Origin of the sequence: Myxococcus hansupus (assembly GCF_000280925.3) — a bacterium.
Taxonomy (GTDB): Bacteria; Myxococcota; Myxococcia; order Myxococcales; family Myxococcaceae; genus Myxococcus; species Myxococcus hansupus.
Genome location: NZ_CP012109.1, coordinates 8,909,312 through 8,924,725, shown reverse-complemented (window position 1 = coordinate 8,924,725; position 15,414 = coordinate 8,909,312). Strand labels below are relative to the sequence as shown.

Below are 15,414 nucleotides of genomic sequence, written 5' to 3'. Positions count from 1 at the left end.
CGTGATGCGCCATGAGCGGATGTGGTGGCGAGAGGCCCCAGCGAGCTGCCGCACGGACGGTGCCGCTGGCGGGAAACAAGCGGAACTTCCACCACCTGATGGCAGCGTGGCGCGGAACCTCTGCCCATCAACCGACTTCCACAGCCATTGCAGGCCTTGGGGACCCGCTCGACGAAGTGTTGCGGCGCCTGGTGAACGGCGACTATTGACCTTGCGGCCTTCTGGTGCCCAACGCCTTCCGGCATCACGGCGAGTGCGACCCAAGCACTTCGGCAAGGAGATCGTGGTCCAGCACTGGTGCTCAACGCCTTCCGGCATCACGGCGAGCGCGACGGGATGCCGGGTTCGGACAACCAGCGACGACACAGTGCTCAACGCCTTCCGGCATCACGGCGAGCGCGACTTCCAGTTCGACACTTCCGGCGCGGTCGGCTGGCTGTGCTCAACGCCTTCCGGCATCACGGCGAGCGCGACTAAGACGGATGTATGTGCTTTGGCCGGTGAATAGTGCTCAACGCATTCCGGCATCACGGCGAGCGCGACCCGGGAGTGGGTGGATGCGCTGTGGTGCGGCCTCGACGGGTGCTCAACGCCTTCCGGCATCACGGCGAGCGCGACGTGCCGAAGCAGTGCGTGGCCGGGTGGGGCGTTCAGCAAGTGCTCAACGCCTTCCGGCATCACGGCGAGCGCGACTCTCCGACTCGTTTCCTTCCAGTAGCGAGGGTGGAAGTGTGCTCAACGCCTTCCGGCATCACGGCGAGCGCGACCGGGGAGCGGTGTGACCGCGTCGCCGCGTGGTGGTGCTCAACGCCTTCCGGCATCACGGCGAGCGCGACCCAAGTTGAAGGGTCCCTTCATACGCGAGGAGTAGTGCTCAACGCCTTCCGGCATCACGGCGAGCGCGACCGCTGGCGGTATGCTCGCGCTGAGCGCGGGCAAGGGTGCTCAACGCCTTCCGGCATCACGGCGAGCGCGACTCCTCGCTCGGTCTGTTGGCGTCGTTGGCGCAGATGCTGTGCTCAACGCCTTCCGGCATCACGGCGAGCGCGACGGGCGAATCACCTCACCCAGGCGGACAATGACCCCGTGCTCAACGCCTTCCGGCATCACGGCGAGCGCGACGTTACGGTGCTGGCCCGCTGTTTTTCACCGGCACGTTGTGCTCAACGCCTTCCGGCATCACGGCGAGCGCGACATAACAGCCGCCAAGCGTGGAAAGGGCCCTGTCGTCACGTGCTCAACGCCTTCCGGCATCACGGCGAGCGCGACCCGCCTCGCGAGCGGTCAAGGCGCGTGAGGCTGCCAGAGCGTGCTCAACGCCTTCCGGCATCACGGCGAGCGCGACAATCTTCATCGATGACGTGCTGATTGCGGACGTGTTGTGCTCAACGCCTTCCGGCATCACGACGAGCGCGACACGAGCATGAAGCTGCATCTGAACCTCCTCGGCGAGTGCTCAACGCCTTCCGGCATCACGGCGAGCGCGACTGACGTGGGATGGCGTGGCACAAGGTGGGGAAGGATGCTCAACGCCTTCCGGCATCACGGCGAGCGCGACATGTACCTTGCCCCCGAGGTCGCCCGGGTGCGTGAGTGCTCAACGCCTTCCGGCATCACGGCGAGCGCGACCCGGTTCTCACGCGCGTATAAGTGCCAGCGTCCTACCGTGCTCAACGCCTTCCGGCATCACGGCGAGCGCGACCCGGTTCTCACGCGCGTATAAGTGCCAGCGTCCTACCGTGCTCAACGCCTTCCGGCATCACGGCGAGCGCGACACGCAGAACGCGAAGGAGAAGCTGGGCCTCTCGAAGTGCTCAACGCCTTCCGGCATCACGGCGAGCGCGACAGAACGCGTTCCGATGGCAGCTTGATTCTGTTGAGGTGCTCAACGCCTTCCGGCATCACGGCGAGCGCGACCTTGTGTGATGGCACTCAATCCCGCGTCGGTGCATGTGCTCAACGCCTTCCGGCATCACGGCGAGCGCGACACCAGGAAGTCGAGATTGAGGTCGAGCTGCGCGGCCGGACGTGCTCAACGCCTTCCGGCATCACGGCGAGCGCGACACCCGGTGCTCGGTCCGGTGGTATGGCAATGACACGTGCTCAACGCCTTCCGGCATCACGGCGAGCGCGACACTGCCTGATGCGCGGAGAGGCTCCGTTCGCTTCGGTGCTCAACGCCTTCCGGCATCACGGCGAGAGCGACTCGACGTGCAGGGGTTGAGGTGCATCCTCTGGACGAAGTGCTCAACGCCTTCCGGCATCACGGCGAGCGCGACTCGCGCCGTTCGATGGGCGCACGGGCGAGCTGATCCTGTGCTCAACGCCTTCCGGCATCATGGCGAGCGCGACAGGTGATGGGGTTCCAGGCCCAGATCGTCTACCGGTGCTCAACGCCTTCCGGCATCACGGCGAGCGCGACGAAGGCGAAGAAGGCCGTGAAGAAGTTGCCGGAGATGTGCTCAACGCCTTCCGGCATCACGGCGAGCGCGACTTCGCACCCATGCTGTTCTGCAGCCTGCAGGGTGGTGCTCAACGCCTTCCGGCATCACGGCGAGCGCGACCGCGCGCCCACGGCCCATACGTGGACGCATAGCAGTGTGCTCAACGCCTTCCGGCATCACGGCGAGCGCGACCGACCGGAGATGGTGAAGAAAAGTTCAGTCAAGAACGCGTGCTCAACGCCTTCCGGCATCACGGCGAGCGCGACTACCCTGCCGTCTGGCAACCCTGTGGTGTCGGGCACCACGTGCTCAACGCCTTCCGGCATCACGGCGAGCGCGACGCACCACCACGTCATTCGCTGGCATCCCCGACGCGTGCTCAACGCCTTCCGGCATCACGGCGAGCGCGACGTGGATGCGCCGGTGGCTGAGGGTGTGCCGACCGACAGCTGTGCTCAACGCCTTCCGGCATCACGGCGAGCGCGACTGGACACGGAGTTCCCCTTCTACCTGGAGCCGGACTTCCTGTGCTCAACGCCTTCTGGCATCACGGCGAGCGCGACTTTTCGCTGCACGCCGAAGTTCGCCCTCATGGAGAAGGTGCTCAACGCCTTCCGGCATCACGGCGAGCGCGACCGTGACGGGTACGCCGACTTCGGCGGGCACGCTCAAGTGCTCAACGCCTTCCGGCATCACGGCGAGCGCGACCTCTTCACCCAGTCCTACGTCGTTCTCAGCGTCGAAGTGCTCAACGCCTTCCGGCATCACGGCGAGCGCGACCAAGACCGGTCTGCCAGCCGTGGTTGTGTCCAAGGGTGCTCAACGCATTCCGGCATCACGGCGAGCGCGACACCGAACCTGCGCCCAAGGTCCACGTAGCCGCCGAGTGCTCAACGCCTTCCGGCATCACGGCGAGCGCGACTGTCTCCAGTCGGCCATCGGCAACCACTGGGAGTGGTGCTCAACGCCTTCCGGCATCACGGCGAGTTCGACCCCAAGCACTTCGGCAAGGAGATCGTGGTCCAGCACTGATGCTCAACGCCTTCCGGCATCACGGCGCGCGCGACCTCATCAACGGCGTCCTGCATCACAACATCAAGAAGTGCTCAACGCCTTCCGGCATCACGGCGAGCGCGACTATGCCTACTAGGTGGCCGTGGGCGCATCGCCCGTCGTGTGCTCAACGCCTTCCGGCATCACGGCGAGCGCGACGAGCGCCGGTAGTGACGGCGCTCAGATCAAGCTGGGGTGCTGCTCAACGCCTTCCGGTATCACGGCGCGCGCGACCGTCTTGGTGCCCAACGAGTCAAGTGCTCAACGCCTTCCGGTATCACGGCGAGCGCGACGTTCGCCCCCCACTTCAGCCGCAAGCCCACGTCCAAGTGCTCGACGCCTTCCGGCATCACGGCGAGCGCGACCAGCTCTTCGACATCGTGCGTCGGAACATCGAGTGGTGGCGCTCAACGCCTTCCGGCATCACGGCGAGCGCGACTCCCCTTCTTCCCCTGCCTGAACCACAGAGAGATAGGTGATCAACGCCTTCCGGCATCACGGCGAGCGCGACACCGCCGCGCACGCTCGCCACCATCGCACCCCTCCCTGTGTGCTCAACGCCTTCCGGCATCACGGCGAGCGCGACCCGTCCGCCGTCCTACGCAACGAACAGTATGCGTAGCGTAGTGCTCAACGCCTTCCGGCATCACGGCGAGCGCGACACCACCGCACCCAATATCCAGTCCAACCCGTGGCCGCTGTGCTCAACGCCTTCCGGCATCACGGCGAGCGCGACTGCCGGACTGGGCAAGTCAATCGCGGCGCGAGGTCTGTGCTCAACGCCTTCCGGCATCACGGCGAGCGCGACGGGCCTTGAGCTGTTCGAGACCCGGCAGGTGTTCGTGTGCTCAACGCCTTCCGGCATCACGGCGAGCGCGACCTCAAGCAGGGTCTGGTGAAGGAACTCATTGACGCGTGCTCAACGCCTTCCGGCATCACGGCGAGCGCGACCCGCCATCGGATGAAACGCAAGGACAAACGACCAGTGCTCAACGCCTTCCGGCATCACGGCGAGCGCGACTGGCTCAAGGACGCCGAGCCGGTCAAGGACGCGGCGGGGCGCTAGTGCTCAACGCCTTCCGGCATCACGGCGAGCGCGACCCGGGGCATGGTCAAGGAGCACGACGAGTACCAGGGGTGCTCAACGCCTTCCGGCATCACGGCGAGCGCGACAGCCCGCCCGAATTCCCCAGCAACTCCAGGGACTTACAGCCCTCTTTTCAAGCACCTCCCCCGCCTCCACCCAGGTTGTCAGGTCCAGACCCTACCCAGAACTCCGAACCTACGGAAATCACTCGTCTTTTCATCGATCATGCACCTATTCACCTGTCAAAGAGCCACAACCCCATGAACTCCCTGGGGAATTCGCCCATTTCGCCGTGACAGCCCTCCGCCACGGCGAGGTGCTTGAATGTCTTTCGCGCCCTTCAATCCCCGCAGGGCCCCTGCCAGGACACAACGGCACCTGGACTCACGCGGCGGTCGCGAGCCCCTCACGAAGCGGGACGACGCCTCGTACCGCGGGGCGAGGCGGAAGGAACAGGCCGCAACCCATGTGGCGACGTCCGCCCATCCCTCGCGCCTGGACACGCAGCGAGTCCTCTTTCGACAGGCCCTGCAGTTCAAGGGCATACCCCACCACCCGCCGCCCCTGGATGCACACCACCCGCCTGCGGCCCAGCACCGGCCGCGCTTCACATTCCAACTCCTGGAGCGAACGGGAGACACCCCGCAGGAAGGAGGCCGCGTCGAGCGCATGCTTGAAGGTCACGACCCGCGCATTCAGCGAAGACGCTGGCTCCAGCGCGCGAACCACCGGCGAACCGAGCACCACCTCGCGCCCGGCGACGTTCAGCGGCGCGGAGGTCAGCGGAAGGAGGTGCGGCACCAGCTCCGGTGAGCAACGCAGGCGCAGCGTGCCCCGTCCCAGGTGCAGCGACGCTCCCTCGGCGCGCTCGCCCCGAAGGGTGAACACCCCCAGGTCCGTCCGCCCGTGCAACTCGGGCACCCGGGCACACAGCGACGAGAAGAGCACGTATCCGTGGTCCAACGGCACGGGCCCACCTCGCACGGGAAAGAGCAGGTCGAAAGACGTCACGGAGAACCTCCCGTACCCATCATCCGGGCAATCAAGTTGTCCATCACCGTCTCGAGCTTCGGGTGCTTGTTGATCAGCTTTCGAAGGCCCGCCGCGCCCTCATCACGCGCCGCCGGAGCGAGCGTCATCAGCCGTGGCAGCCACATCTCCTCAAAGGACGTCAGGACCTGCCGCTTGGGCGTCTTGTCTTCACGACGCGCATCCACCCACGCCAGGAACTCTGTCAGCACGGGCGACGCGAGCATCGGACGCCGGGGAGAACGGATGTCGAAGTTCCCTTGCCTGACCAACCGGCCGTACCCCGCCGCCGTCTTGCCCCCCACGCCCCAGTGCCGCAGCGCTTCGTCCAATCGCCTTGCGGTCCAGGACAAGAACGCTTCCGCCTGGGGGTCCGCCTCCATTCCCGGCGCCAGGCTCAACGCGACGAGGAAGCAGCCCCCAGGCCGAACCGTCAAGAAGGCCACGGGATTGGGCGACTCATAATCGTTCGGCCATTCGGACGAACCACCATACCAACCCGCGTGGTGGACCGTGAGCACGTCGCGGGCCAGGAACGCTGGCGGCTTCTGCCCCTCGGACTCGCGAGGATGCGGCACCCACTGCGCGTCGTGGAAGATGACCTCGCCCGCATGGGCCTGCGCGCCATCCTCCCCGGGTACACCGAAGAGTCGGCGCCGCGCATCCGCCGCGTCATCGCCGTACACCGCGCGCAGGTAGCCGGCGAGCACGCCCTTCAGTGATGAGCCCGGCACCACGGGCACGCCCCACGTGTGGTGCAGCGTCAGCCCCACGCCAGTCGGTGAGGCATTGCCATGCCCCACCAACAGGCGGCTGTCGGCACGCGCCCGGAAGGTCACCGTGTACGACTGACGGAGCGACTCCTCCCAGCGCTTGTAGGCGACGGCGTATCCCTTGGGCTCGGGGTGCGTCTCCAACCCGGACAACCACTGCTCCCACGGGTCGGTCTTCGGGTCCTTGCCATGCACCTTCGCTGGCGCGTACCGCTCGTACAGGAGCCCGGCGTGAGCGCCCTCTTCCACCCTTCCCGCGAGCGGTCGCAAGGCGACGCGCATGGTCTCCACCGGCGTCTGAGCGTCACGCGTCACCAGGCACCTCCGCGGGGAACGTGGCCTGCACCGCGCGGCGGAACCAGATCAGCAGCCGCAGCGACTCGCGCGTGGCCAGCATGTACTCACTCAACTCCAGTCGCCGCACCTCTTCCGGCAGGCTCTCATCACTCAAGCCCGGCTTCGTCAGCCCAGGCAGCCGCGCATGGGACAGACAGAAGGCCAGGTCCTTCAGCAACTGCCTCGCGGCCTCGTTCTTGGCGCGCTCACGCTCCAGGAAGGAGAGCGCCGCCGCCAGTCCGTCGCGCAGCACCGCCGCGCCCAGGCCGTTCACCCGGGGCTTGTACTCCGCGCACAAGCCGGAGGGCACCGCGCGGACCCGCGCGTAGACCTCCAGCGCGCGCTGCTGCTCGCGCGTCCGGGCCGTCATCGGCCACCTCGCGTGCTCGCCATCGTCCAGCCCAGCAGCCGGCACCGGCCGCGTCCCACGGTGGCCTTGCCGCCCAGTTGCAGCACCGTGCCCTCGCCACCGAGCGCCTCGCCCAGCACCTCGTCCGCCGTCAACTTGCGCGGGGCCTTGTTGAAGGTGCCCGTGGCGCCCAGCACGCCCACCAGCAGCGTCTCCGCGGGAAGACTCTCCTCCGTCCAGAGCTGCCCAGGCGCGGCGGTGCCCGTCACCGGGTCGATGCTCACGCGCGTGTCCACCTGCGTGGCCGTCTCCCAGAGGAAGGACATCGTCTCGTCGTCCACCAGCACCAGCCGCTCCGCCAGCAGGTCGCGCTCCGGCTCCGGCAGCAACCCGCACAGTCCCTGGGCCCAGGCGGCCAGGGCCGCGTCGTCCTTCGGCTCGACGGGGAGGTCCAGGTCCTCCAGGTACACCCGGGCCGACGGCGTCCCGGCGCCATACACGACGGAGTTGCCCTTCACGGAGGCCACACGCGCGCCGAGCTTGCCCAAAGGCTCGACCTTGGGCCACGCCCCCGCCGTCTCGCCCAGGTCCCGGCGTGCCAGCGCGAGCAACAGGGGCGACGTCACCAGCGCGAAGGTGCCCACGAAGCTGCGCACCGGCAGGGCGAGCAGCCGCGCGTCGCCCACCACCAGCGCGCCCGCGTAGTCCCCAGGTTCATCACCTGCGGGGCCCGCCGTCAGGCGCCGAGGTCCGAAGACGGCGTCGTGCAGATTCTTCGCGTCGCCCGCCTCCTCGCGAGGCCGCAGCAGCTCGCGCAGCACGCCCTTGAGCGACGAGCCCGGGACGAAGGGGATGCCCGTGGCCTTCATTCGCGCCAGGGGCAAGTCGATGACGCCCACGCTCTGTCCGGTGCCCACGTGCAGCGGTGACAGCGCGTGAAGCAGATAGGGTCGGCTCTCCATGCTCAGGCTCCTTGTCCGTGATGGGGCGGTTGCCAAACGCCGGGCAGCACCTGCCCCAGCGCCTCCGCGTGGCCGCTGCCCCAGGAGGCCAGCCACAGCGCGCGCAGCTCTTCGGCGGTGAAGTCCCCACCGCCGTGCTTCTCGAAGAAGTAGACGGCGCCGGCAGGCACCCAGCGCCGCGTGGGACGGGGCCGCCGCAGCACCATGTCCCAGCCTGACACTTCCAATGCACGCGGCACCAACGCGGCCCGCAGCACCACGGGCGCGTCGACGCAGGGCAACCGGCCCACGTAGCGAGGCGGCGCCCCGGCCACGCGCTCGAAGCCGTCCGGCAGCCAGCCGCGCTGGAACTCCGCGGGCGTGGCCAGCACCAGACGCAAGCCTCGCGTCCTCTGGGCCAGCGCATCCGGCATGGCGAAGAGCGCCACGTCCAGCCGCTCCACGGATGAGAGACGCCGCCGCCCACCCAGGCCCACCGGGCCTCGCGGCAGCCCGCTGGCCGGATCCGGCCACACACAGGAAAGGCCGAGCGCCCACTCCTCCACGGCGAAGCCTCCTGCCTGCCGCTGGGCGCGGAGCATCTCGACCACCTCGCGGGAGTGAAGCATGGAGTCCTGCGACGCCTGCGTCTCCACGTCGATGGCCAGGTGGATGTCCGTACGCTGAGACAACCCCTCCTGCTCCGGCATGGGGGAGACCGGCGCGCCGCTCAGCCACGCCATCATCCGGGACTCCGGCCAGAACAGGGGCGAGGTCAGCGGCTTGCCGCTCGCGCTCCGGCGCGGATGCCACAGCGCCTCCCGGGCGTCGTCTTCATCCGGCCCCAGCGTCCTGGAACCACCTGGGTGCGGCTCCAGCCGGACCAGACACTCCGCGCCCCGTTCGTCGAGGACACGCACCGCGTCGGCGGGAACGGGCCACATCCGGTGGGCGCGCGTGAACGACTCCCCCAGGGCGCGGCGCAGCGCGATAAAGCGCTGGAGCCCCACCTGCTCCGAGCGGTGCTCCCACGACGCTGGGGACAAGGTGATGCCCGTGGCCGCCATGACGTCGTGGCCCCAGGCCGCGCGAAGGGCGCCTCGCACCGTGGTGGGCAGGGGCCACGGCAGGGAGTACCCGCGCCCCACTTCCGAGGTGTACCAGCCCCGGCCATCCTTGGCCGACAGGCCGTCGCGCGGCAGCAGCGCGAAGCACGCGTCACTCATCTCGCACCTTCCTTGTCCTCGGCTGAAGCAAGCCCGCGTCCCGCGCGAGCGAAGGTGTCCGCGACCAGCAACCGCGAGGACCAACGCTCCAGCGCCACCCACGGCGACTCGTGGGCGTGAGGGTCCGTGGACAGCTCGAGGCCCACCTCCGCTGGAGTGAGCGGCTTGGGCGCGCGGCCCGCCTCGGTCCTGGCGAGGATTCGGCCAGCTTCATCCTTCAGCAGTTGAGCCAACGTGGGCGCGTCGGCGGTGCCTGCGGGGAAGCGGCGCGCGAGGGCCGCCACCTCGTGGACCTTGCCCAGAGGCAGAGGCAAGGTGTCCCGCGTGAGCAGCGCCACGTCCTTCTCCAGTTGTCCCACGGGGTCGGCGGTCCACGGCGCGGTCCACAGGCGCTCCCGGCCGGCGTGCTTCGCCACGAGGAGGGCCAGCGCGTTGCGCCCCGCCTTCTTCGCGGCGGTCTCCGCGCGGCGGCCCAGCGTGAGCAGCTCGCCCAGGCTCTCCAGGACATGACCGACGCCCACTCCCACGGACAGCGTGGGAACGTCTGCGCCCGTGCCAGCGAGCGCCGCCTCCAGCGCGGTGCGGAAGGCGGTGGCGAGCGCCTGCGCGCAGGCGGGCGCGTCCATGGGCGTGACGAAGGCGAGCACGTCGTCGCCGCCCGCGTAGACGAGTACGCCACGGTGATTCACCTCGACGATGCGCTTCGCCTCCTGCGTGAACCCGGCGAGCGCCCGGGAGACACGCTGGTGCGCCTGATGCCCATCAGGCCGCTTCGCGAGTTGCTCCAGGGCGTGGCCCATCCGGTCACCATCCGCCACCAGGCAAGCCACGTAAGGGAAGGGCTCTGTCTTCATGGCGCGACGCAAGGGCTCCACGAAGTCACGGCCGAAGCGCGCGGCGGCCTGCCGGGCTTCGGGGATGGCGTACTCCTCGAAGTACGGCTGCAACCGCTCGGGATGGAGCAACTGCCCGTCGTAGGGGAACGCCTCCACCCAGGGACGTGACCGGGTGCTCACGGATTGGAAGGCGAGCGCCTTACACGCCTCCTTGAGTCGCGCGAGGAGCTCCGGATGCCGCGCACGCGCGGCCTGGAGCCATGCCGCCAGCCCGATGGAGGGCACGGGCACGAACTGCCCCGGAGTGCCGCCAGCGCGCTTGAGAACTCCGAGCGCATCCAACTCCTCGCGCAGGCCGATGCGGAGGGCGCTCCAGAGGCGCCCCTTCTCGCGGTCGCGGCGCAGCAAGGACGGACGCGCGCCGTCGAGGCTCGATTTGTGTGTGCCATCGGGGGGCGTCTGCTTCCACGGAGCGAACTCGCGAAGGCCGCGGCGAGCCTCCAGGGCACGCTCGGCCTCATGCAAGGCGGTGGCGTAGCCCGTGGGTGCATCCTCGACGAGCGCCCACGCGGCGTGGACCTCCAGGAAGCTGTCGAGTTGCTCCTCGGCGAGCGCCTCCGCGCCGAGAATGAGGAGGGCCTCGCATTTGTCGAAGACCCGCTTCCACTCTGCCCGCAGCAGGGACTTCGCCGCGTCCCTGGCGCGCCGGGCAGCCTGCTCCGGCGCGTCCTCCACCAGCGCGACGACCTTGTTGGCCACACCGGTGCTCGTGTCGCGCACCTGGTCCGGGTGCGGAAAGATGAGCGAGGCCCCTGACGCTTCGAGCGACCTCGCCATCTCCCGGGCCAGCTTCGACAGGAGCTGACTGCCATACCAGAGGTCCCGCGTGCGGCGAGCCTGCGCGATGTAGCCCTGAACCGGGCCCACCTTGAGAACGATGACGTGCTTCATGGGCTCACGCCTCCTGGGCCTTGCGGGTTTCCTTCAGCCACAGGAAGAAGGCGTCGCGCAGGTTGTCCGCGCGCTGGAGTGGCTTGAAGAGGGGTTGGTCGTCGCTGGCGCGAAACGCGTGCGCGAAGGACACGCGCGTGCGCGGGTCGGCGTCCTTGAACTGCGTCATCACGACTTGGCCGCCCTTGGGCGAGCCTCGCTCCAACCACAGTGCGATGGGCTCGAAGCGACCATCCGCGAGCGGCAACGCCTTGACGATGAGCGGCGACGCGAGCCGGTCCATCGACTCCCACTGGTTCCCCACCTGCCGCTCCCACTGGAGCTGTACGTCCTCGGGCTCCTTGGGGAGGTAATCGCCTCCTTCTCGCCGCTTCTGCTGGAAGTGAAAGACGATGGGCAGCCCGAAGCCGGAGCGCGGCCATGCTGGCGTCGCGGAGTGTTGCTTGCGTGGCGCGTGAACGTCTGGATAGGCATTGCCTGCCCGCCTGTCATGACGGGCCGCTCTGGCGAAGCGGCGAACCTTGTCGGCCTCGGGCCAGTTGGAGCGTCCCGCGCGCTTTCCCTCGCCTGGGTTCCTCGCCACGCCCAGCTCCTCGGTGTTGCCCGAGGACGTGGGCTGAGTGCCCTGACGGAAATCACGCAGCCATCCCAACGCGGACAGCCAGACCTTCTCGCCGTCACGTTGGCTCGCGCTCACATCCCCTCGGAAGAGGTGCGCTCCCCGAAGCAGGGGCATGTCACCCGGGCGTTCCGCCAGTTCAGGGGAGAAGAGCGGCAGGTCCCCAAAGAGCCGACGCAGCGAGGCCCGGTCCGCCGAAGCCGGGAGCCATTGGGCGATATCGGGCGTCGAGGGCTCCAGACACACAGCGCCGCAGCCGCGACGCACGCGCGAGCCGTACCCGCCGAACAGAATCCAGGCACGCACCGCGTTGCGAACCTGGGCCATGACCTCCCCCTGGGGAGCGATGACTTCCAGCGTGAAGCGAAGGCCTGGCTTCCAGCGAGGAAGGTCTGCTTCGCCCTTCCCGTTCCGAGCGGGCCACAGCGCATAGGAGGGCAAGGCGCCAAGGTCGATCTTCCCCGTGTCCTCCCCGGCGGGACGCACCTCCAGCACCCGGAGCTCCACCTGTGAGCGACGGGCACCGGCGTCATCGTCGTCCTGTGTCTTCGCCCCTCCCATGCCGCCCCAGAGCTGGCGTTCCTCGCGCGCCAACGCCTCCGCTCCAGCGGGGCCACGCGCGGCGAAAGCGTGGCCGTAGAGCGCGCGCCACCAGAAGCGCAGGTGTCCGCGCAAGGTGGGGACCCGGATGATGTCCACGGTGGGAAGCTCGAGGCTCCGCGCCACGACGCCGCCCCCCAGAATGGGCGTGACGGTCTTCAAGGACAACGTGAAGGACTCCAGCGGCGGTGCCGATGCGGAGCGCCGGCGCAAGAAGCTGGCTTCGGTTGAAGAAGGTTCAGGCAAGTCCAACGGGGACATGGCGCTCCCAGGGCAGGAGGTAGAGCAGCGACGTGAACGAGGCGTGTGAGCACGCACGGTGGGAACCGGCCCCACCGTGCCTTCCTGCCGCGCGGCTACCGCGCGTCCGTCCGCCGGGCGGCGAGCAACTCCGGGTGCCTCTCGAAGAGGCGCTCAAAGAGCAACCGCACGCGGTCCTGGAGCTCTTCACGCGAAGACGCCTCCCAGTCCCGGAGCGACTGGAGCAGGTCCTCGACCCACGCACGGTGGTTGTCCATGCGAACCAGCCGGTGCCGGAAGTAGATGGCCAGCATCACCTCCTCGCGGCTGTCCTCCAGAGACAACCGGACCCGTTGCTGGAAGTAGCTCTCGTGGGGGTCCCTGAAGGCAGGCAGCCCCACCAACTCCACCGTCACCCGCTCCAGCTCATCCCGCACCTCGGCGTCCGGTGAACGCACCGCGAGCACGGAGAACCGGCACGCATGGAAGAGCCAGATGAGGTAACGGCGCAACCTCCGCTCGGCGAGCTCCCGCACGGGGCGCACGGGCTCGAAGACCCGCAGAATCTCCAGCGAGTTCCAGACGATGGACTCGAGCGTCTTCACCTGCCCCACGTCCTTCACGGTGCCGCCCTGCTTGGCCTTGCGCCACGCCAGCGCCACCTCGACGCCCACGGCATCCGCGTCGTAGTCAGCGGCCTCCAGCACGAAGCCCGCCCTGCCGATGCCCCGGTAGCTGTACGAGGTCAGCCCGCCCTGACGGACATGGAAGGCCTCGTGGATGAGGAACAGCCGCAGGCACTCCTTCCAGTCGTCCTGCGACTGAAGCCGCTCTCGCAGCGCCCCCAACCCCAACAGCAACTCCCAATCCAACTTCCACTTCCCGGCGCCGTGACGGAAGAGTGGCGTTCTCTCGAAGGCAGGGTCGTCCTCGATTTCACTTCGCAGGTAGGCTTGCCCATCGATGTGCTCGACGAAGGGCTGCTGCGCAGGCTCCTTGAGCCAGGCGACCAGCTCCGTGTGGACCCGTTGAACCGCTCGGAGCACCTGCGTGGCCGCGAGCTTGTCGTCCGCGGTGGGCACGCGGGGCGCCACGACGCGACGGGCGCGGATGACATGCACCCGGTCATAGACCTGCCGGTCCGCGTTGAAGTGTAGGAGCGTCAAGGGATGCTGCGTGGTCGGATTGACGACCGTGCCCAGCGCCGCCGCGAAGCTGCCCGGCGCGTCGATGGCCAGGACCACGGACTCGGCGCCATCCAGCAGCTCATGCAGCCTGTCGAGCACCTCCCGGAACTGCACCGCCGCGCGAGCCACCTGCCCTGGGTTCTGGACCGCGGTCGTGGATGGCCCCGCCACGGGACGGAGGCAGACCGTCGTCAGGAGGGACGCCTCGGGCAGCCACGCCGACACCTTGGACCGGACGTTGTCCCGAATGGCGCGCGTCACCTCGACGACCAGCAGGACATGTCCCCTTCCGCCCTGACGCCCCGACGGGAGCCCTTCCACCTGGAAGAAGTCCTCCGTCGCGGGAGCGATCATCCGGTCATACCCCAGCGACCAGGAGCCATCCTGCGCCTGCTGATAGACACAAACGGGCCGGCGAGGCAGTCGCGACGCCAGCTCGAGCATCAACGCCAGGGGCGCGCAGCCGAAGATATGCACGGGGAGGTGGTCGATGCGCAGTTCCGCCTCCCGCTCGAGCAGGGCCGCCGCGAAACGCTCGTGCTCATCGAAGGACTCGCTCCACTCTTGCCCCGGAAGGCTCCGAGCAGCCCGGGCCGGGTCATGCGGATGCAAGACGACGGAGTCGACGTCGCGGTCGCCCTCCAGGCCGTACCGAATCAGGGTGTCCCGCGCAGTGGCCTCGATGACGGGCCGGTCCTGCTCGTAGCGCACGATGAGCGCGCGGGTCCTCGGGGTGATGGGGATGTCCTCGCTCCGCATGGCCTCTCCTGGAAAGGGCTTCAAAAGAGAGGACGCGAAAAAGGCCTGAAACCCATCGCGGCGCCGTTCACTTTTCGGATGACCGCGGCGTCAGCGATAGCGATACGTCTCGCCGAAGAGCTCCCGAAGCCGGAGATGGGCGCGCTCCGGATTGGAATCGCGCTCACTCAGCGCCAGCCGCACCGTCCTGGCCGCGCCCTGGAACGCGTTCCTCGCGGCCATCCGCTGCCCAAGCGTCATCCGCGCGTCGACCTTGCCTCCCAGCCCCGCGGGGTCGGGGACTGGCCGGTCCACGCGGCCCGCCATGAATGCGAAGAGCGTGTGCAGCCCCTCCAGATAACCCACCGGAGCTTGGGAGAAGGCTTCGTAGCCCATCACCTCCAGGTGAAATGACCGCAAGGGACTGGAGCCGTGCTGGCGGTTCCAGTGCTTCACAGCTTTGATGAGCGGCTTGAACTTCTTGCCCGCCAGCTCGTTCGCATCGGTACTCAGCCCCTTGTGAATCCGTGGGTTGGTATGAATCCACCGCCCGGTATTCCCCTCCGGGATGAGGAAGAGTTCCTGACTGAGGTGCTGATAGGCGGGAACCACGTCGAACTCGATGCCGGACTTCGTGAACTCCAGATGCACCGAGTGCTGTTGCAGAATGGGCAGTTCCTTATTGGGCCAGGCCTCGTGAAGGGCCTGACGCACCCGCTTGAGCGCCGCATCCGGCGTCTCCGGAGGAGTAGACGATGCCCGCCCCACCACAGTGAAGATGTCGATGTCATGCAGCGGCCGGATGGCGGTGCTCCGGCTATAGGACCCCGATAGGAACGACGTCTCACAGCCGGCGAGCCTCCGGCTCAGCTCCTCACGGACCAAGGTGTGCTGCCTGCTGACCTCGTCCCGCTGCCCCTCCGTCAGCTCCAGCGAACTGATGAACCGCTCCAGTGCCTCACCCACACTCAACACGATGGCGCCTCCTGTTCCGTCTCCCCGGAG

General features: G+C 68.2%; 10 protein-coding genes and 1 CRISPR repeat array. Of the genes, 1 reads left to right on the top strand and 9 read right to left on the bottom strand.

Annotated features, from left to right (window positions below; translation table 11 throughout):
• Nucleotides 1–224: 224 nt before the first annotated feature.
• A CRISPR array of direct repeats spans nt 225–4,670; the repeat unit is 36 nt; unit sequence GTGCTCAACGCCTTCCGGCATCACGGCGAGCGCGAC.
• Nucleotides 4,671–4,968: 298 nt separating this feature from the next.
• Genes cas6 through A176_RS35170 form a run of 7 tightly spaced genes read right to left on the bottom strand, consistent with a single transcriptional unit; the run spans nt 4,969 to nt 12,406 of the window.
• Nucleotides 4,969–5,595, bottom strand: coding sequence for a type I-MYXAN CRISPR-associated protein Cas6/Cmx6 (gene cas6, locus A176_RS35200; protein WP_002640008.1), 627 nt, complete (start codon nt 5,593–5,595; stop codon nt 4,969–4,971).
• Entirely contained in the window at nt 5,592–6,701 is a 1,110-nt protein-coding gene (gene cmr6 / locus A176_RS35195) for a type III-B CRISPR module RAMP protein Cmr6 (protein ID WP_002640007.1), read from the bottom strand. Before cmr6 ends, cas6 begins: the two co-directional genes overlap by 4 nt.
• Nucleotides 6,691–7,092 (bottom strand): type III-B CRISPR module-associated protein Cmr5, encoded by a 402-nt coding sequence (locus A176_RS35190; RefSeq protein ID WP_002640006.1) that lies wholly within the window; start codon nt 7,090–7,092, stop codon nt 6,691–6,693. Before A176_RS35190 ends, cmr6 begins: the two co-directional genes overlap by 11 nt.
• Nucleotides 7,089–8,033, bottom strand: a complete 945-nt coding sequence (gene cmr4 / locus A176_RS35185) for a type III-B CRISPR module RAMP protein Cmr4 (RefSeq protein WP_002640005.1) — start codon at nt 8,031–8,033, stop codon at nt 7,089–7,091. Before cmr4 ends, A176_RS35190 begins: the two co-directional genes overlap by 4 nt.
• Before the next feature lie 2 nt (nt 8,034–8,035).
• On the bottom strand, nt 8,036–9,238 hold the full coding sequence (locus A176_RS35180; protein ID WP_002640004.1) for a type III-B CRISPR module-associated protein Cmr3: 1,203 nt from the start codon (nt 9,236–9,238) through the stop codon (nt 8,036–8,038).
• Nucleotides 9,235–11,025, bottom strand: coding sequence for a type III-B CRISPR-associated protein Cas10/Cmr2 (cas10, locus tag A176_RS35175; RefSeq protein ID WP_002640003.1), 1,791 nt, complete (start codon nt 11,023–11,025; stop codon nt 9,235–9,237). The genes A176_RS35180 and cas10 overlap by 4 nt, the downstream gene beginning before the upstream one ends.
• A 4-nt stretch (nt 11,026–11,029) precedes the next feature.
• Complete coding sequence (locus tag A176_RS35170) at nt 11,030–12,406, bottom strand: RAMP superfamily CRISPR-associated protein (RefSeq protein WP_226994084.1); 1,377 nt, start codon at nt 12,404–12,406, stop codon at nt 11,030–11,032.
• On the opposite strand from A176_RS35170, the gene A176_RS40390 reads away from it, so the two are divergent.
• A complete protein-coding gene (locus A176_RS40390) occupies nt 12,393–12,554 on the top strand; it encodes a hypothetical protein (protein WP_226994083.1) in 162 nt (53 codons plus the stop codon). The genes A176_RS35170 and A176_RS40390 overlap by 14 nt on opposite strands.
• 46 nt (nt 12,555–12,600) lie before the next feature.
• Here A176_RS40390 and A176_RS35165 read toward each other — a convergent pair whose 3' ends face one another.
• Both A176_RS35165 and A176_RS35160 read right to left on the bottom strand, forming a co-directional pair.
• Entirely contained in the window at nt 12,601–14,430 is a 1,830-nt protein-coding gene (locus tag A176_RS35165) for an SAVED domain-containing protein (protein WP_002640000.1), read from the bottom strand.
• A gap of 90 nt (nt 14,431–14,520) precedes the next feature.
• Nucleotides 14,521–15,384: a nucleotidyltransferase domain-containing protein gene (locus A176_RS35160; protein WP_002639999.1), complete on the bottom strand. Its 864-nt coding sequence runs from the start codon at nt 15,382–15,384 to the stop codon at nt 14,521–14,523.
• Nucleotides 15,385–15,414: the final 30 nt, after the last annotated feature.

Bases quoted from the DNA above. Each gene is read 5' to 3' on its own strand.
- A176_RS35190 (WP_002640006.1), bottom strand. From the start codon at position 7,092: ATGACGGCCCGGACGCGCGAGCAGCAGCGCGCGCTGGAGGTCTACGCG.
- cmr4 (WP_002640005.1), bottom strand. From the start codon at position 8,033: ATGGAGAGCCGACCCTATCTGCTTCACGCGCTGTCACCGCTGCACGTG.
- A176_RS35180 (WP_002640004.1), bottom strand. From the start codon at position 9,238: ATGAGTGACGCGTGCTTCGCGCTGCTGCCGCGCGACGGCCTGTCGGCC.
- cas10 (WP_002640003.1), bottom strand. From the start codon at position 11,025: ATGAAGCACGTCATCGTTCTCAAGGTGGGCCCGGTTCAGGGCTACATC.
- A176_RS35165 (WP_002640000.1), bottom strand. From the start codon at position 14,430: ATGCGGAGCGAGGACATCCCCATCACCCCGAGGACCCGCGCGCTCATC.